Source organism: Sinorhizobium fredii USDA 205 (assembly GCF_001461695.1).
GTDB classification, from domain to species: Bacteria; Pseudomonadota; Alphaproteobacteria; order Rhizobiales; family Rhizobiaceae; genus Sinorhizobium; species Sinorhizobium fredii.
Map to the genome: position 1 here is coordinate 1 of NZ_AUTC01000169.1, position 17,960 is coordinate 17,960.

8 protein-coding genes are annotated in these 17,960 nt (G+C 64.6%); 3 read left to right on the forward strand and 5 right to left on the reverse strand.

The window, feature by feature from the left end:
• Positions 1 to 212: 212 nt before the first annotated feature.
• From N181_RS24755 to hglS, 4 genes are read right to left on the reverse strand one after another with little or no spacing between them, the layout of a single operon-like run.
• Positions 213 to 1,445, reverse strand: coding sequence for a pyridoxal phosphate-dependent aminotransferase (locus tag N181_RS24755; RefSeq protein WP_014330316.1), 1,233 nt, complete (start codon positions 1,443 to 1,445; stop codon positions 213 to 215).
• A 25-nt stretch (positions 1,446 to 1,470) separates the two neighbouring features.
• On the reverse strand, positions 1,471 to 3,003 hold the full coding sequence (amaB, locus tag N181_RS24760) for an L-piperidine-6-carboxylate dehydrogenase (RefSeq protein WP_014330315.1): 1,533 nt from the start codon (positions 3,001 to 3,003) through the stop codon (positions 1,471 to 1,473).
• 30 nt (positions 3,004 to 3,033) lie between these two features.
• On the reverse strand, positions 3,034 to 4,455 hold the full coding sequence (locus N181_RS24765; protein ID WP_014330314.1) for an FAD-binding oxidoreductase: 1,422 nt from the start codon (positions 4,453 to 4,455) through the stop codon (positions 3,034 to 3,036).
• Positions 4,456 to 4,465: 10 nt separating this feature from the next.
• Entirely contained in the window at positions 4,466 to 5,866 is a 1,401-nt protein-coding gene (hglS, locus tag N181_RS24770) for a 2-oxoadipate dioxygenase/decarboxylase HglS (RefSeq protein ID WP_037400782.1), read from the reverse strand.
• A gap of 113 nt (positions 5,867 to 5,979) precedes the next feature.
• On the opposite strand from hglS, the gene N181_RS24775 reads away from it, so the two are divergent.
• The 3 genes from N181_RS24775 to N181_RS24790 all read left to right on the forward strand — a co-directional run bounded on the left by N181_RS24775 (position 5,980) and on the right by N181_RS24790 (position 17,186).
• Positions 5,980 to 6,873, forward strand: a complete 894-nt coding sequence (locus tag N181_RS24775) for a LysR family transcriptional regulator (RefSeq protein ID WP_014330312.1) — start codon at positions 5,980 to 5,982, stop codon at positions 6,871 to 6,873.
• 354 nt (positions 6,874 to 7,227) lie between these two features.
• Positions 7,228 to 15,843 (forward strand): cyclic beta-(1,2)-glucan synthase, encoded by an 8,616-nt coding sequence (ndvB, locus tag N181_RS24785; RefSeq protein ID WP_037400777.1) that lies wholly within the window; start codon positions 7,228 to 7,230, stop codon positions 15,841 to 15,843.
• A 191-nt stretch (positions 15,844 to 16,034) separates the two neighbouring features.
• Positions 16,035 to 17,186 carry an OpgC family protein gene (locus N181_RS24790; protein WP_037400774.1) on the forward strand — a complete coding sequence of 384 codons (1,152 nt, stop codon included), beginning with the start codon at positions 16,035 to 16,037 and terminating at the stop codon, positions 17,184 to 17,186.
• A gap of 37 nt (positions 17,187 to 17,223) precedes the next feature.
• Here the strand turns inward: N181_RS24790 and N181_RS24795 are convergent, their stop codons facing one another.
• Entirely contained in the window at positions 17,224 to 17,856 is a 633-nt protein-coding gene (locus N181_RS24795) for a LysE family translocator (RefSeq protein ID WP_037400784.1), read from the reverse strand.
• Positions 17,857 to 17,960 lie beyond the last annotated feature (104 nt).

Below are 17,960 nucleotides of genomic sequence, written 5' to 3' on the forward strand. Positions count from 1 at the left end.
CAGACATTCAAATGGGCTTCAACAACGATGTGTGAATGCCATAGCCCCACAGGTGGGAGGGGCTTAACCCGCCGCTCCCGCTCCGCCTCTTTTGAACCGTTCCAGCGGGAGTCGACATTGGAAAATGGCAGTCGGACGCAGCAGGCACCCAAGCCCCTCCCACCTGTGGGGAGGGGTTGGGGAGGGCCTTGTCCGCGCCTCTTTCAACTCACTCAAGAAAGCCGCGCGCAGGCGGCTGCGATGCGCTGCAGCGCTTCCGTAAGCTCCGCCTCCGACGTCGCATAGGAAATCCGGAAGAACGGCGAAAGGCCGAAGGCCGAGCCCGGGACGACGGCGACATGGGCGTCGTCGAGCAGATAGGCGCAGAAGTCGGTGTCCGTCTCGATCGTCTTGCCGGCGGGCGTGACCTTGCCGAGCATGCCGGCGCAGCCGGAGAAGGTGTAGAAGGCGCCTTCCGGGACGCGGCAATCGAGGCCGTCGATGGCGTTCAGGCCGTTGACGACGAGATCGCGGCGGCGCTGGAAGCTGGCGGTGCGCTCCTTCAGAAAATCCTGGGGGCCGTTGAGCGCGGCGACCGAGGCCGCCTGGCTCACGGATGACGGGCAGGAAGTCGCCTGGCTCTGGACAACGGCCATCGCCTTGATAAGCGCACGCGGGCCGCCGGCATAGCCGATCCGCCAGCCGGTCATCGCATAGGCCTTGGAGACGCCGTTGACGGTCAACGTCCGCTCCTTGAGGCGGGGTTCGAGCTGGGCCGGGGTGACGAAGCGGAAGGCGTCATAGACGATGTGCTCGTACATGTCGTCGACGAGCAGCCAGACATGCGGGTGCTTCAGCAGCACGTCGAGCAGCGGCCGGTAGTCGGCGGCGCTGTAGGCGGAACCCGACGGGTTCGACGGCGAGTTGAGCAGCACCCAGCGCGTCTTCGGCGTGATCGCCGCTTCGAGCTTTTCCGACGTCAGGCGGAAACCGGACGATGCATCGCATGCGATCAACACCGGTCTGCCTTCGCAGATCTGGACGATGTCCGAATAGGAGGTCCAGTAGGGCGTCGGGATGATCACCTCGTCGCCGGGGTTGATCGACGCCATCATGGCGTTGAAGAGGATCTGCTTGGCGCCGGTCGCGACCGTGATTTCGTCCAGCGCATAGGCGAGGTCGTTCTCGCGCCGGAATTTTTCGCGGATCGCCTTCTTTAGTTCCGGCGAACCGTCGAGCGCCGTATATTTCGTCTCGCCGCGCTGGATCGCCTCTGAGGCCGCCTGCTTGACATGATCCGGGGTGTCGAAGTCCGGCTCGCCGGCGCCGAGGATGATGACCGGCTTGCCGTCGCGCTTCATGGCGCTGGCGCGTGCGCCGATCTTGAGGATTTCGGAAACGCCGATCGAGGCGATCCGCGAGGCGGGCAGAAAGCCCGCCTCCTTGACCGTTGCATTGATGGTCATGGTCGATCCTATTCGATGTCGCCAATTATTCGATGTCGAACGAGACGCCCTGCGCCAGCGGCAGAGCCTTCGAATAGTTGATCGTGTTGGTGGCGCGGCGCATATAGGCCCTCCAGGCGTCGGAGCCGGATTCACGGCCGCCGCCGGTTTCCTTCTCGCCGCCGAAGGCGCCGCCGATTTCCGCACCGGACGTGCCGATATTGACGTTGGCAATGCCGCAGTCCGAGCCGTCGGCCGCGAGGAAGCGCTCGGATTCCTGCATGTCGCGGGTGAAGATCGACGAGGAAAGCCCGGCCGCGACGGCATTGTGCTCGGCAAGCACGGCGTCGAAGTCGCTGTACTTGATGACATAGAGGATCGGCGCGAAGGTTTCTTCGAGAACCGGGCCAGCCTGCTTCGGCATTTCGACGAGCGCCGGCTTGACGTAGTAGCCGTTGTCGTAGCCGAGCTCGACGCGTTCGCCGCCGGTTACCGCGCCGCCCTCTGCCTTGGCTTCGGAGATCGCCTTCTGCATGTTGTCGAAGGCGGCCTTGTCGACGAGCGGGCCGACGAGGGCGGTCGATTCCAGCGGATTGCCGACGGAGACGGAAGCATAGGCCTTCTTCAGGCGCGGCACGAGCTGGTCATAGACGCTTTCATGGACGAAGAGGCGGCGCAGCGTCGTGCAGCGCTGGCCGGCCGTGCCCATGGCACCGAAGGCGATGGCGCGGAGCGCCATGTCGAGATCGGCCGAGGGGCAGACGATGCCGGCGTTGTTGCCGCCGAGCTCGAGGATCGAGCGGGCGAAGCGCTTGGCAAGCCGCGGACCGACCTCGCGACCCATGCGGGTCGAGCCGGTCGCCGAGACGAGCGGAACCTTCGGATGGTCGACGAGCACCTCGCCGATCGAGCGGTCGCCGATCAGCACCTGCGACAGGCCTTCCGGCGCATCGCCGAAGCGGGCGAGGGCGCGCTCGAGGATCGCCTCGCATGCAAGCGCGGTGAGCGGCGTCTTTTCCGACGGCTTCCAGACGACGGCGTTGCCGCAGACGAGCGCAAGTGCTGCGTTCCACGACCAGACGGCGACCGGGAAGTTGAAGGCCGAGATGATGCCGACGACGCCAAGCGGGTGCCAGGTTTCCATCATGCGATGGCCGGGGCGCTCGGTGGCGATCGTCAGGCCGTAGAGCTGGCGGGACAGGCCGACGGCGAAATCGCAGATGTCGATCATCTCCTGTACTTCGCCGAGACCTTCCGACGGAATCTTGCCGGCTTCGAGCGAGACCAAGCGGCCCAGATCGGCCTTGAAGGCGCGCAGCTCTTCGCCGAGCAGGCGGACGAGCTCGCCGCGCTTCGGCGCCGGCACCAGCCGCCAGGCGCGGAAGGCTTCGTCAGCTTTTTCGATCTGCTTGGCGGCTTCGGCCGCAGACACGGTCCTGAGGCTGGCGATCTGCTCGCCGGTGACCGGGCTGAAGGACGGCATGTCGCCGCCCGTATAGAGTTCCTTGGCGACGCCCAACTTGTCGAGGAGGGCGGCTGCCTCCTTGGCGACGTCGATCTTCTTGGCTGCAATGTTCATCTGATCTGACTCCCGTGTTGCTTGGACGACTTAGCCAAAACGCACGCTGCCGAGCTTGCCCGGCGAGGTGAACGTCTTCAGGCCGGCGGCCATCTCCTTGAGTTTTTCCGGTGTATAGAAATCGTAATAGGCCTGGTTGCGGCGGCCGATCGCATGCTCCGCACTGAAGCTGCCGCGATATTGCTCGACCGCGACAGTGAAGACCCATTCGCGCAGGCGCTGCTCGAAGCTCGGGTCGGTCAATAGCGGGCTATCCTTCGCGACGACCAGGTTGAAGTGGACGCCGCCGTCACCGATATGGCCGAAGTCGCAGACGGTGACGCCAGGGAACGTCTCCGGCATTTCCGCCTTCATATGGTCGCAGAAGGCCATGATGTCACCCCTGCGGAAGGACAGATCGAAGGCGACCAGCTTGCCGAGGTGTTTGACGCCCTCGGAAAGCGCGTGGCGCAGTGCCCAGGTCTCGTGCGGCGGGCCGACGAATGCGTCGGCGAGCAGCGCTTCCTGAAGCTCCCAGATCTCCGCCAGCACGGTTTCGAGAACCGCATCGAGCGGCTGCTCTTCCTCGCGTGGCGCCCAGGTGCGGGCGATTTCCGCAAGGATCACATAGTCGGGGATATTACCGCCCTGGAACGGGTTCTTCAGCGACGGCACATGGGCGAAGGCGGCGGCGATGGCGTTCTTCGACATGCCCTCGAAGGCGGAGAGATAGGCGCCGAGCCGCTCTTCCATGGCGTTGAGCAGCGGCAGCACCTGTGCGCCACTTGCCGGCACCAGGAAGGCGGTCGCCACCTGCTTCGGAAGTCGCTCGAGATTGAGGACGCATTCGGTGACGATGCCGAAGACGCCGGACGTGCCGATGAAGATCTGCTTCCAGTCGACACCGGTATTGTTTTTCCTGAGGTCGCAATCGAGGTCGAGCACCGTGCCCGCCGCGTCGGCGAGCACCACCTTCAGCCCCAGGGTGTTGCGACGCACGTCGCCATATTTCAGGAAGCGTGAGCCGCCCGTATTGGTGGCGATCATGCCGCCGAGCCTCGGGTCTGCACCGAGGTCGATCGGGAAGAACAGGTCGTGCTCCTCGAGCTTCCGGTTGAGGTCCGACAGGCGGAAGCCCGCATCGACACGAACCGAGCGGTTGTCGAGGTCGAGCTCGAAGCGCCGGGTCAACCGGTCAAGGCTGAGCACCGCTTCGCTGCCGGAACCATCGGGCGTCGAGCCCGAAACGAGGCCGGTATTGCCGGCCTGCGGGATCAGGGCGATGCCGTTGCGCACGCAATAGGAAACCGCGGCGGAGGCCTCCGCCGTCGTTGCCGGACGCAGCACGGCGGCGGCGCGGCCGCGGTCGTAGCGCGCTCCCGTCTCGTAGGCTTCCATGTCTTCCGGACGCGTGACGATGCCCTTGTCGCCAAGGAGCTTCGTAAGCGCGTCGATATGGTGTTCGTCAATCATCGTCGGCGTATCATTCCGCGGCTACAGCGGTGGTCAAGGCCTTGAGGCAGCTCTCGATCGATGCCTTTTCGATGCCGGCATAATGCGCGAATTCATCGAGGACGGCGGCGCCGAGATCCGTTTCGAAGCGCTTCTGGTTCGGGCTCGCGACGAATTCCTGCTGCCCACCGTCGCCGAGGTTCGACTGGAAGATACCGGCGGCGCTGACCGGAAGGAAGTCCTCGTAGACGATCGGATCGAACTGAACCAAGCCGTCGGCGATCAACGATTCGAGATCGCGGCGGCCGGGAAGCTTCGTCTGCCGGCCTTTGTCGGTCAGAGAATAGCTGAAATAGCCGAGGCCTGCCTCGCGAATTTCGGCCCAGCTGTCCGGGAAGCCCTTGAAGGCCTCGGCAAGCGCCGCCTCATACGCCCTGGCGTTGGATCCGTCGGCGGCGGGCCGCACGATCTTGCGCGAATCCTCCAGCAGACGGTCGTAAAGGCCGCGGCCCTTCGGCGTCAGGGCGTTGCCGCGCTGCTCGATCTCGCCGAAGCGGGCTGTATGCGAGCCGGCCTTCCAGCCGCCGTCGGCGTCGCGGAAGGAAACCGCTTCCTCGAGCGCCTTGAAGGAGGTCTGGCGGAGCAGGATCGGGCACTTGCGGGTCGGCGGCCCTTCGACGACCGCCTTCGGGGCGATGTTATATTCGGGCATCAGCGCCTGGACGCGGTCGATGTCGAGGGTGCGCGGCGTCAGGTGGTTGATGTGCGGCCCCTTGAAGGAGACGACATCAGCGATCAGCCGGTGGGCGTCATGCAGGCGCTTGTACATGTCGGCGCTCACATTGGCCTTGTCGTGCCAGCGGAAGGTTTCCAGCACCTCGGCGACGAGGCGTTCGGCGTCGGCTCTGTCGAGCCCGCCGTCGCGCTCGGCTTTTTCTATAAGCTCGATCGCGCCCGGAGTGAAAATCCGGCGCTCTTTGAGAATTGCTTCCGCCTCGGCCCGCAGCGTCTCGTCGGCGATCAGATCGAGCCTGAGCAGCGACGTGAAGACGCGGAAGGGATTGCGCTTCAGCGACGTCTCGCTGACCGGGCGGAAGGCCGTGGAATGCACCGGCACGCCGGCCGTCGAAAGATCATAGTAACCGACCGGATACATGCCCATGACCGCGAAGACGCGGCGCATCATCGAAAGCTCTGCCGGGGTGCCGAGGCGGATCGCGCCGTGCCGCTCCTCGGAGATCCGCTCGAGCGTATCCGTCGCCTCGAGGCGTTCCTTCAGGGTTGCGTCCGCTGCCAGCGTGTCGGCATTGACCTTCGCCACGAGCTCCATCAGCGTGCCGTAGGCCGGAACCTCGTCGCGGTACATCATCGACATCGCGGCGGAAAAGGCCGAGCGAATATCATCGGCCGATACGAAACTATTCTCTTTCACTGGGGCTCGCCTCGCGCTAAGGGTGACGGACAAGATCATTCTTAATTCTGATCATATCGGAAGGTGGCGGGCTTGGATCGCGTTGCTTCTGACTATGTTGATGCGAGGCCGGAATGAAGTTAAGCCGCCGACTGGTTCCCGACGTGACGACGCTGCAGGCTTTCGAATGCGCGGCGCGCCACGGCAGCTTCACGCAGGCCGCCGCCGAGCTCAATCTCACTCAAAGCGCCGTCAGCCGGCAGATCAAGGACCTCGAAACCCAATTGGGCGTGCTGCTGTTCGAGCGGGTCCGCCAGCGGGTCATCCTTTCGGATGCGGGTCAGAAATTCCTGCCGGAGGTCCGCCGCCTGCTGCACCAGACGGAGGAACTGATGGTGCGCGCCATGGCCTCGGCACGGGCGGATTCAAGCCTTTCCATCGCGTCACTGCCGACCTTCGGCAGCCGCTGGCTGGTGCCGCGCCTGCCCGATTTCCTGAGGCGCTATCCCGGCACGGTCTTGAACCTCGCGTCGCGCTCCGCGCCGTTCGATTTCGACGAACAGAATTTCGACCTGGCGATCCACTACGGCCAGCCGGTCTGGGCGCGCGCCACCTGCAGCTATCTGTGCAGCGAGATCATCGTGCCGGTCGCAAGCCCGGCGCTTCTTGCCGCAAATTCGGTCGAGGTGCCCGAGGACATCGGCGGCGGACCACTGCTTCACCTTGCGACGAGAGCAAAGCTCTGGGCGCAATGGTTCGACGCGAACGGCGTCGACAATCACGGCGCCTATCGGGGCAACCGGTTCGATCAATTCTCGATGGTGATCGAAGCGGCGACCGCAGGTCTCGGTTTTGCCCTTTTGCCCCGCTATCTGATCGAACAGGAACTCACCGCAGGCACGCTGCGGATCGTACTCGACCGACCGATGCAGACGGAAAACAGTTATTATCTCGTCGTACCGGAAGGTAAACTGGAAAACCCGATCAGCCGCGCCTTCCGCGAATGGATCAGCGAGCAGGTCGACTGAAACCGACGCTGCCGGGGAGGGTGGAGGCGGCTTTCCGGGCGATCCTCTTTAAGATCGCCAAGCTGCCGCATACCAGGAAGGGGCCGGACTTTGAGAGAAGCATTCATCGAGCCAGCGGCAGGGTGCCGCCGCGCCGCATTGCAGCCACGGCAGTCCCGCGCAAATCGTCCGAAGCGGTGCTCGCAATCCTTGCAAGCCGCCGGCACTACGGCTAAAAAATGCCACTTTCATGCATCACGCGGCCGTGACATCCAACGCGCCGTCGGCTTTGCGATCTCTAAGCCCCAAGTCCCGGCCGGCGCCTGCTTCCGCGGGTTTCCTGCTCCGGGATGACGACGGCGGATGGGGGGACACATGACCGTGTCTAGAAACGCGCCGGCGACGCCTGGATCTTCAGGGCCGCAGCCACTTCGGCAGATCAACGAGAACCGGGCCGATCAACCCCGGTTGGAACCAGAATCCATACCCATGCTGCAACATACGACGTCGTCCAATACACCGCGCGAACCGGAAGCGAAGCAGATCGACTACAACGATTCGATCCGCTCGACCTATTTTTCGACCGACGATCTCAGGGCATGCGGTGCCGAGCTCGCGTTAAGCGGCGTTTCGTTCCTTCCGGGGTTCTTTTCCTTCGAGTTCCGCCCCAGGCATCGGGAAAACGAGAAGGAAATCTTCCGCGTCTACCGGGCGACGGCGGCCGATGTCGAAGCCGGTGCCTCGATCACCCCGGCCGCCGAGTGGCTGCTCGACAACCACCACGTCGTCGAGGAAGCGATCCAGGAGGTCCGGCGCGATTTCCCGCGCAGATTCTACCGCCAGCTGCCGACGCTGTCGGTTTCCGGAACGACCATCCCGCGCAGCATGGCGCTTGCCTGGCTCTATGTGGCCCATACGCACAGCACCGTCTCGCGCGAGACCATCACCGCGATGGTGCAAGGCTTCCAGGAACATGAGACTTTCAAGATCGGCGAGTTGTGGGCGTTGCCGTCGATCCTGCGCTTCGTGCTGATCGAAAACCTACGCCGCATCGCGATCCGCGTCGAGCGGTCGCGCGGCATGCGGCGCAAGGCGAACGAGGTCGCCGACCAGATCATCCGCGTGAGCGACCCGGAACGATGCCGGGCGCTGCTGGCGGACTCCGAGGCGCTCGCCGCCGACAATACATTCATTGCCCAGCTTCTCTACCGCATGCGCGACGGGTCGCAGACCTCCGGCGCGGTCATCGCCTGGATCGAGGAAAGGCTGGAACGGCGCGGCACCGACGTCGAGGAGGCGCTGGTCGCGGAGCAGAACCGCCTGTCGTCGGGCAATGCGACGATGAGCAACATCGTTCGCAGTCTGCGCGAGATCGACGACACGGACTGGGCCGTCTGGTTCGAGAGCGTCAGCAAGATCGATGCGACGCTGCGCGAAGGCTCCGACTATGCGGCGCTCGATTTCGGCTCGCGCAACAAGTATCGCGATACGATCGAAAAACTCGCCCGCCGGTCCGGCTACAGCGAGCACGAGGTCACCGAAACCGCGATCGAGATGGTCGGCGAGGCGAAGGCCGCCGCCGCGGTCGAGGCGCCGCTGCAGGAACCGAATGTCGGCGCCTTCCTGGTCGGCAAGCAGCGGAAAAACCTCGAGAGAAGGATCGGCTATTCGCCGTCGGTGCTGCAGCGGATGATCCGGCTGGTGCGCAAGCTGGACTGGTTTGCGATCGCCGGACCGAACATCCTGCTGACCATCCTGGCGATGATCGCCGTCTTCGTGTTCGTCAACCCGATGGACATTCCGAGCGGCGCCAAGCTGATTATGCTGCTGCTTTTCGCGCTGCCGGCGTCCGAAGGCGCGATGGGCCTGTTCAATACGCTCGTCACGCTGTTCGTGAAACCGTCGCGGCTCGTCGGCTACGAATTTCTCGACGGCATCCCCGAGGACGCCCGCACGCTCGTCGTGGTGCCCTGCCTGATCGCCAAGCGCGACCATGTCGACGAGCTGGTGCGCAATCTCGAGGTTCACTATCTCGCCAATCCGCGCGGCGAAATCTATTTCGCGCTTTTGAGCGACTGGGCCGACAGCAAGTTCGAGGAAACGCCTGCCGATTCGGACGTGCTCGAATATGCCAAGCGCGAGGTGGCGGCGCTCACGGCCCGCTACGCCTATGACGGCAAGACCCGCTTCTTCCTCCTGCATCGCCGCCGGCTTTTCAACGAGGCCGAAGGCGTCTGGATGGGCTGGGAGCGCAAGCGCGGCAAGCTGCACGAGTTGAACCTCTTGCTGCGCGGCGATCGCGACACCTCGTTCCTGCAGGGCGCCAATATGGTGCCGGACGGCGTGCAATATGTCATGACGCTCGATTCCGACACGCGCCTGATGCGCGACGCGGTGACGAAGCTGGTCGGCAAGCTCTATCACCCGATCAACCGGCCGGTCGTGAACCCCCGCACGCAGAACGTCGTCGCCGGCTACAGCCTGCTGCAGCCGCGCGTCACGCCGTCGCTGACGACGGGCAACGAGGCTTCCGCCTTCCAGCGCATCTTCTCGATCAACCGCGGCATCGACCCCTATATCTTCACGGTCTCCGACGTCTATCAGGACATCACCGGTGAAGGCAGCTTCACCGGCAAGGGCCTCTACCACGTCGATGCCTTCGAGGCCGCGCTCAAGGGCCGCATCGAGGAAAATGCGGTGCTCAGCCACGACCTGCTCGAGGGTTCCTACGCGCGTTGCGCACTGGTGACCGATATCGAACTCGTCGAGGACTTTCCGACCCGCTACGAGGTCGAGATGTCGCGCCAGCACCGCTGGGCGCGCGGCGATTGGCAGCTCCTGCCCTACATCTTCAGCCTGACGAACGGGCTCTCCATGCTCGGTCGCTGGAAGATGTACGACAACCTGCGTCGCTCGCTGATCCCCCTCGCCTGGCTCGCCGCCTCCGTCATGGGCTGGTATTACATGGAGCCTACGGATGCGCTGATCTGGCAGATCGTGCTGATCTTCAGCCTTTTCGTCGCGCCGACCCTGTCGCTCATCTCCGGAATCATGCCGCGGCGCAACGATATCGTCGCGAGAGCCCATATCCACACGGTGCTTTCCGACATCCGCGCCGCCAATGCCCAGGTCGCCTTGCGGATCGTCTTCATCGCCCACAATGCGGCGATGATGGCGGACGCGATCGTCCGGTCGCTCTACCGCACCTTCGTCAGCCGCAAGCTGATGCTCGAATGGCGCACGGCCGCACAGGTGCAGAGCGCCGGTCACGGCTCGATCGGCGATTACTTCCGCGCCATGTGGACGGCGCCGGCTCTCTCCGTCGTCTCGCTGGCACTCGCGGCGATCTCCGATACCGGGCTTCCCTTCATCGGCATCCCCTTCGCCCTCCTCTGGGCGGCGTCGCCGGCGGTCGCATGGTTCGTCAGCCAGTCGGCGGAAACCGAAGACCAGCTCGTCGTCTCCGACGAGGCGATCGACGACATGCGCAAGATCGCCCGGCGGACATGGCGCTACTTCGAGAGCTTCGTCACCGCCGAGCAGAACTTCCTGCCGCCGGACAATTTCCAGGAAACGCCGCAACCGGTGCTGGCGGAACGCACCTCGCCCACGAATATCGGCGTCTATCTCCTGTCGGTGATGTCGGCGCGCTCCTTCGGCTGGATCGGTTTCGAGGAGACGATCACCCGGCTCGAACAGACGATCGCGACGATCGACCGCATGCCGAAATATCGAGGTCATCTGTTCAACTGGTACCGCACGCGGGGCCTCGAAACGATGGAGCCGCGCTATATTTCGTCGGTCGATAGCGGCAATCTCGCCGGCCACCTGATCTCGGTCTCGTCCATGTGCCGGGAATGGGCCGAGGCGCCTTCTGCCCATGTCCAGGGCAGTCTCGACGGCATCGGCGATGTCGCGGCGATTCTCGCCGAGGTGTTGGACGAGCTGCCGGACGACCGCAAGACCGTGCGCCCTCTGCGGCGGCTGATCGAAGAGCGCATCGCCGGCTTCCAGAACGCGCTCGCCGCGGTCAAACGGGAACGCGAGTTCGCCTCGATCCGGGTCATCAACCTGGCGGTGCTTGCCCGCGACATGCACAAGCTTACCCTCAATCTCGACCATGAAGTGCGCACCGCCCAAAGCGGCGAGGTGGCAAAATGGGCCAGCTCGCTGGTGGCGACCTGCGAGGCGCACATTGCCGACGGCGTCTTCGATCTCGGTGCGATCGACGCGCTACGCCAGCGCTTGCTGGTGCTGAAAGACCGGGCCCGCGACATCGCCTTCTCGATGGATTTCAGCTTCCTGTTCCGGCCGGAGCGGCGGCTGCTGTCGATCGGCTATCGGGTGAATGCCAACGAACTCGACGAAGCCTGCTATGACCTTTTGGCTTCGGAAGCGCGGCTGACAAGCCTCTTTGCGATCGCCAAGGGGGACCTGCCGACCGAGCATTGGTACAAGCTCGGGCGCCCGATCGTGCCGGTCGGCGCGCGCGGTGCGCTCGTCTCCTGGTCCGGCTCGATGTTCGAATATCTGATGCCGCCGCTCGTCATGCAGGAGCGGCAGGGCGGCATCCTGAACCAGACGAACAATCTGGTGGTGCAGGAGCAGATCAACCACGGCCGGCGTCTCGGAACCCCCTGGGGCATCTCCGAGGCGGCGTTCAACGCCCGCGACCACGAACTCACCTACCAGTACACCAATTTCGGCGTGCCGACGCTGGGCCTCAAACGCGGCCTCGGGCAGAATGCGGTGATCGCCCCCTATGCGTCGATCCTTGCCTGCATGTACGATCCGAAGTCGGCGCTCGCCAACCTGGAGCGGCTCAGGGAGGTCGGCGCCCTCGGGGCCTATGGCTATCATGATGCCGTGGATTTCACGCCGACCCGCGTGCCCGAAGGGCAGAAATGCGCCGTGGTGCGCAACTACTATGCCCACCACCACGGCATGTCGATCGCGGCCGTGGCAAACGTCGTCTTCACCGGGCAGCTGCGCGAATGGTTCCATGCCGATCCGGTGATCGAGGCGGCGGAGCTGCTGCTGCAGGAGAAGGCGCCGCGCGACATTCCGTTGATGGCCGCCAAGCGCGAGCCGGAATCGCTCGGCAAGGGCCAGGCCGACCTGCTGCGCCCGGAGGTCCGGGTCATCGAGGACCCGCTGTCGCAGGACCGCGAGACGGTGTTCCTGTCGAACGGCCACTATTCGATCATGCTGACGGCGACCGGGACCGGCTATGGGCGTTGGAACGGCCAGTCGGTCACCCGTTGGAAGCCGGATCCGGTGGAAGACAGGACGGGAACGTTCATCTTCCTGCGCGACACCGTGAGCGGCGACTGGTGGTCGGCGACCGCCGAGCCGCGCCGCGTCGAAGGCGAGAAGACGCTGACGCGCTTCGGCGACGACAAGGCCGAATTCGTCAAGACCGTCGGCGATCTGACGAGCGAAGTGGAATGCATCGTCGCCACCGAACACGACGCCGAGGGCCGCCGGGTGATCCTGCTCAATACGGGCACGGAAGACCGGTTCATCGAGGTCACTTCCTATGCCGAGCCGGTGCTGGCGTTCGACGACGCCGACAGTTCGCATCCGGCCTTCTCGAAGATGTTCATCCGAACGGAGATCAGCCGGCAGGGCGATGTCATCCGGGTGTCGCGCAACAAGCGCGGCCCCGGCGATCCGGATATCGAAGTCGCGCATCTCGTCACCGACAATGCCGGCAGCGATCGCCACACCCAGGCGGAAACCGACCGCCGCCGCTTCCTCGGCCAGGGCCGGACGCTGTCGGAGGCCGCCGCCTTCGACCCGGGCGCCAGCCTCTCGGGCACGGACGGCTACACGCTCGATCCGATCATGGCGCTCCGGCGCGTCGTGCGGGTTCCGGCCGGCAAGAAGGTCAGCGTCATCTTCTGGACCATCGCCGCCCCGGATCGTGAAGGCGTCGATCGGGCGATCGACCGCTACCGCCACCCGGAAACGTTCAATCACGAGCTCATCCATGCCTGGACCCGCAGCCAGGTGCAGATGCGCCATGTCGGCATCAGCTCCAAGGAAGCGGCAAGCTTCCAGATGCTCGGCCGCTACCTGGTCTATCCGGACATGCACCTTCGCGCCGACACGGCAAGCGTCAAGGCCGGCCTCGCCTCCCAGGCGGCGCTGTGGCCGCTGGCGATCTCCGGCGACTTCCCGATCTTCTGCCTGAGGATCAACGACGACGGCGATCTCGGCATCGCCCGCGAGGCCCTGCGCGCGCAGGAGTATCTCAGGGCCCGCGGCATCACCGCCGATCTGGTGGTGATCAACGAGCGCGCCTCGTCCTATGCGCAGGACCTGCAGCACACGCTGGATTCGATGTGCGAGAACCTGCGGCTGCGTGGCCTCTCGGACGGCCCGCGCCAGCACATCTTCGCGGTGCGGCGCGACCTGATGGAGCCGGAGACCTGGTCGACGCTGATCTCGGCGTCGCGCGCCGTCTTCCACGCCCGCAACGGCACGATCACCGACCAGATCGCCCGGGCCGCCGCCCTTTACGCAAAGCCTGCGGAAAAGGCGGAGGAGAGCACGCGGATGCTGCTGCCGGTCCTCGAGGACAGGTCCGGCCGGGCCGCTGCGGTCGTCTCCGGCGACGACCTCGAATTCTGGAACGGTTTTGGCGGCTTTGCGGAGGAGGGTCGCGAATATGTCGTGCGGTTGCGCGGCGGCGAGGCGACGCCTCAGCCGTGGATCAACGTCATTTCCAACGAGGGCTTCGGGTTCCACGTGTCGGCCGAAGGGGCAGGTTTCTCCTGGAGCCGCAATTCGCGCGACTACCAGCTGACCCCCTGGACCAACGACGTCGTGGTCAACCGTCCCGGCGAGGCGATCTTCATCCGCGACATGGCCAATGGTGCGGTACTGACGCCCTACGCCGCCCTTTCGCGACGCAAGTCGGCGCTTTTCGAAGCGCGGCATGGCCTCGGCTATTCGCTGTTCCGAAGCAGGCAGGACGACCTAGAGATCGAGGCGGCCCACACGGTGCACCGGTCGCTGCCGGCCAAGCTCGTCCGGCTGTCGATCCGCAACCGCGGTTCGGCCGTCCGCAAGCTGCGCGTCTACGGCTATGCCGAGTGGGTCCTCGGCAACAACCGCAGCCGCACGGCGCCCTTCGTGCTCAGCGAATGGCAGGAGGCTTCCAAGGCGCTTCTTGCGACCAATCCCTACAGCATCGACTATGCCGGCCGTACGGCATTCTTCGCCCTCGATGGCGAGGCGGCGGCGAGCTTTACGGCAAGCCGTCGGGAGTTCCTCGGCTGGAACGGGGCGATCCTCGCCCCTGAGGCCGTCCTCGCGGGCGCCGAGCTTTCCATGTCGACCGAAGTGGACGGCGATCCCTGCGCGGCGCTGGCGACGGATCTCACCATTGAGCCAGGCGCCGAGCGGCAGATCACCTTCTTCCTCGGCGATGCCGACAGCAGCGACCGGGTAGAGGGAATTCTCGGGGAATTGCGTGACGGGTCCTTCGACAAGGTGCTGGAGACTTCAAGGACCTTCTGGAGCGAGTTCACCGGTGTCGTGAAGGTCGAGACGCCCGACCGGGCCTTCAACCACATGGTCAACCATTGGCTTCCCTACCAGAGCCTCGGCTGCCGGATCATGGCGCGCTCCGCCTTCTATCAGGCGAGCGGTGCCTTCGGCTTCCGCGATCAGTTGCAGGACACGCTCGCCTTCCTGACGCACCGGCCGGAACTGGCGCGGGCGCAGGTGCTGAACGCCGCCTCCCGGCAGTTCGTCGAAGGCGACGTGCAGCATTGGTGGCTGCCGGGTTCGGGCGCCGGGGTCCGGACGATGATTTCCGACGACGTCGTCTGGCTTGCCTATGCGGTCGCGCACTATTGCGCCGTCACCGGTACGAAGGACGTTCTCGACGAGAAACTGCCCTTCATCGTCGGGCCGGCGCTCGAGGAGGGACAGCACGACAGCTTCTACACGCCGGAGATCTCCGACGAGGTTGCCGACATCTACGAGCATTGCGCTCGTGCGCTCGATCTCGCCATCAAACGCACCGGTGCCAACGGCCTGCCGCTGATCCTCGGCGGCGACTGGAACGACGGCATGAACCGCGTCGGCGAGGCCGGTGAGGGAACGAGCGTCTGGCTCGGCTGGTTCCTGGCAGGCGCCTTGCGCGCCTTCCTGCCCTATGCACGCGAGCGCAAGGACGAGCCGCGCGTAACCCTCTGGGAATCGCATCTCGATATCGTCAAGCGGGGGCTCGATGAGGCCGGCTGGGACGGCGACTACTATCGTCGCGGCTATTTTGACGACGGGACGCCGCTCGGCTCGGCGGAAAGCAACGAGTGCCGGATCGATTCGATCGCGCAGTCGTGGAGCACGCTTTCGGGCGAGGGCGACGCGGAGCGCTCCCGGCGCGCCATGGATGCAGTGATGGCGGAACTGGTCGATCCGGAAAAGCGCATCGTCCGGCTGTTCACGCCGCCGCTCGAAAAGACCAAGCAGGATCCCGGCTATATCAAGTCGTACCCGCCGGGCGTTCGCGAGAATGGCGGCCAATATACCCACGCTGCCACCTGGGTCGTGCTGGCCTTCGCCGCCCAGGGGCGGGCGGAGGAAGCCTGGCGGGCATTCCAGATGCTGAACCCGATCTCGCATGCACGCAGTCGCGACGATGCGGAACATTACCGCGTCGAGCCCTATGTCGTGGCGGCCGATATCTATGGCGAGGGCGCGCTTGCCGGCCGCGGCGGCTGGACCTGGTATACCGGCTCGGCGGGATGGCTCTACCGCGCCGGCGTCGAGGGGATCCTCGGCATTCGCCAGCGGGGCGAGAAGCTGGCGATCCAGCCGGTGCTGCCGGAAGTCTGGGACGGCTATTCGGCCGAGGTCCGCCTGAACGGCGCCACGCACCGGATTTCCGTCAGCCGCGACAAAAAAACCGGTGAGCTGATCGTCAGCGTCAATAATAGTGTCACAAAAAACGCGCATGAAGGCATTTTGCTGTAAGCGCCGGAAGTGAATCGGAGAGGAACCGGCTTTGTACCGAACGTGCGAGGCCGGTTTTTCTTTGCCGTCAGTTCTGGTATCGCGACCCCATTGCGGGTTGCGGTTTCATCGATGCCGAAAGGCCCTGTGGGCGGCGGCGTCCGGTTTCAACAGGGGGTGGGGCGGGGCGCCAAATCCCGGATTAGGACCGCATGCTGCAAAAGACTTCTTGGGGCGGCAGAGACCGGATCGGAACCGCCCCGGTCACGACAGGACGCGATACACGCCTCGACGTCTTCCGGGCGCTCTGCCTGCTGACGATCTTCGTCAACCACGTCCCGGGCCAGTATCTCGAATATCTCACGCACAAGAACATCGGCTTTTCCGACTCGGCCGAGGCCTTCGTGCTGATTTCCGGCCTGTCGGTCGGCGTCGCCTATGGCGGCAGGTTCGTGGCCGGCGCGCGGCTGGCGCTGACCCTCAAGGTCTGGCGGCGCGCCCTGACGCTCTACATCGCGCATATCATGACGAGCGTGGTGACGCTGGCGATCTTCGCCGGCGGCGCCCTCTATTTCGGCCGCCAGGATCTGATCGGCGAAATCAACATCCGCCCGATCGTCGATCAGGCCGAGCAGGGCATCGTCGCCATGGTGCTCCTCGGCCACCAGCTCGGCTACAACAACATCCTGTCGATGTATGCGGTGCTCTTCCTGATGCTGCCCGGCATCCTCTGGCTGAATGCGTGGCGTCCATGGCTGCTCTTCCTCCTTTCGGCCGCCCTCTGGCTTTCCGCCGGCTGCTTCAAGCTCGTCCCCTCGAACTTCCTCGACGAAGGCTACTGGTTCCTCAATCCGTGGTCCTGGCAGTTCCTTTTCGTGATCGGCATCCTCGCAATGGGCCATGTGCGCCGCGGCGGTCGCCTGCCGCGAAGCTGGTGGCTCATCGTGCCTTCCGCAGCCTATCTGCTGGTCTCGGGCGCCTGGGTGCTGTTCTCCTGGTGGAGCATCGACTTCTCCTTCGGCCTGCCGGCGGTGCTGACCGGCTTCGACAAGACGTTCCTGTCGCTGACGCGGCTCCTCCACGTGCTGGCGCTTGCCTATCTGCTGGCGATCACGCCCCTCGTCAGCCGGCTGACGCGGCTCGATGCCAACCATCCGCTGGTGATGGTCGGGCGACATTCGCTGGCGGTGTTCATCTTCGGCACGATCCTCGCGATGGCGGGCCAGGTGCTGCTTTTCGTCACCGGCCGCAACCCGGTGATCGGCTCGCTTTTCGTCGTTGCCGGCATCGGCCTACACTTCGTCTATGCCTATTACCTCGACTGGCTGCGGGAAATGGCCGGCGCGAAGCCGCTCAGGGCCTGAGGGACGCCGGCCGGTGTGGCCGGTATCTTGGTCTGAATTAATTCCTGGCGCCCAGGGCAAGACGGCACGCCAGTCCCGTGAAAACGCTCGCGAGAAGATATTGCGGCAGCTTCGGGAAGCGGCGGAGCCCGGAAAGTCGAGTGCGGACATGGCTGCCGAGGAGGATGACCGAGCCATTCACGAGAAAGCCGATGCCGTTCAGTACTGTAGCGAGGAGAAGCATCTGCAGGACCATCGATCCGCCATGGGGATGCACGAACTGCGGAAACAGAGCCAGGACAAAGAGAGCCATCTTCGGATTGAGGAGGTTTGTCATAAGGCCCTCGCCGAAAATCCGCTTACTTGAAAGTCGCTTCAACGCCGACGTCGGGGAAAAGCTCGATACGTCCGAGCGGACTGTCTTATAGGCCAAGTAGAGAAGATAGGCGCAGCCCGCCCAACGCACGATCTCATAGGCGATCGGCATGGTCATGAAGAGCCGGGAGAGGCCGAGCGCGGCTGCGAGCGCATGGCAATAGGTTCCGAGCCCGATGCCGGCATAGGTGAGGAACCCGGCCGCGCGCCCCTGGCTTATGCTGCGCGAGGCGATGAGCAGCATATCGGGGCCGGGGGTTGCGGTGAGCACCAAAGACGCGGCGGCGAAAAGGATGAGGGTGGAGAAATCCGGCATGTTGATTCCCTTGGAATTGAAGCCGGAATTCTCGTCTACCAAGATTTTCGGGAATGACAAGCTTGCACAGGCGTGTCGAAAAGGTCCCAATAAGGAAAAAGCCA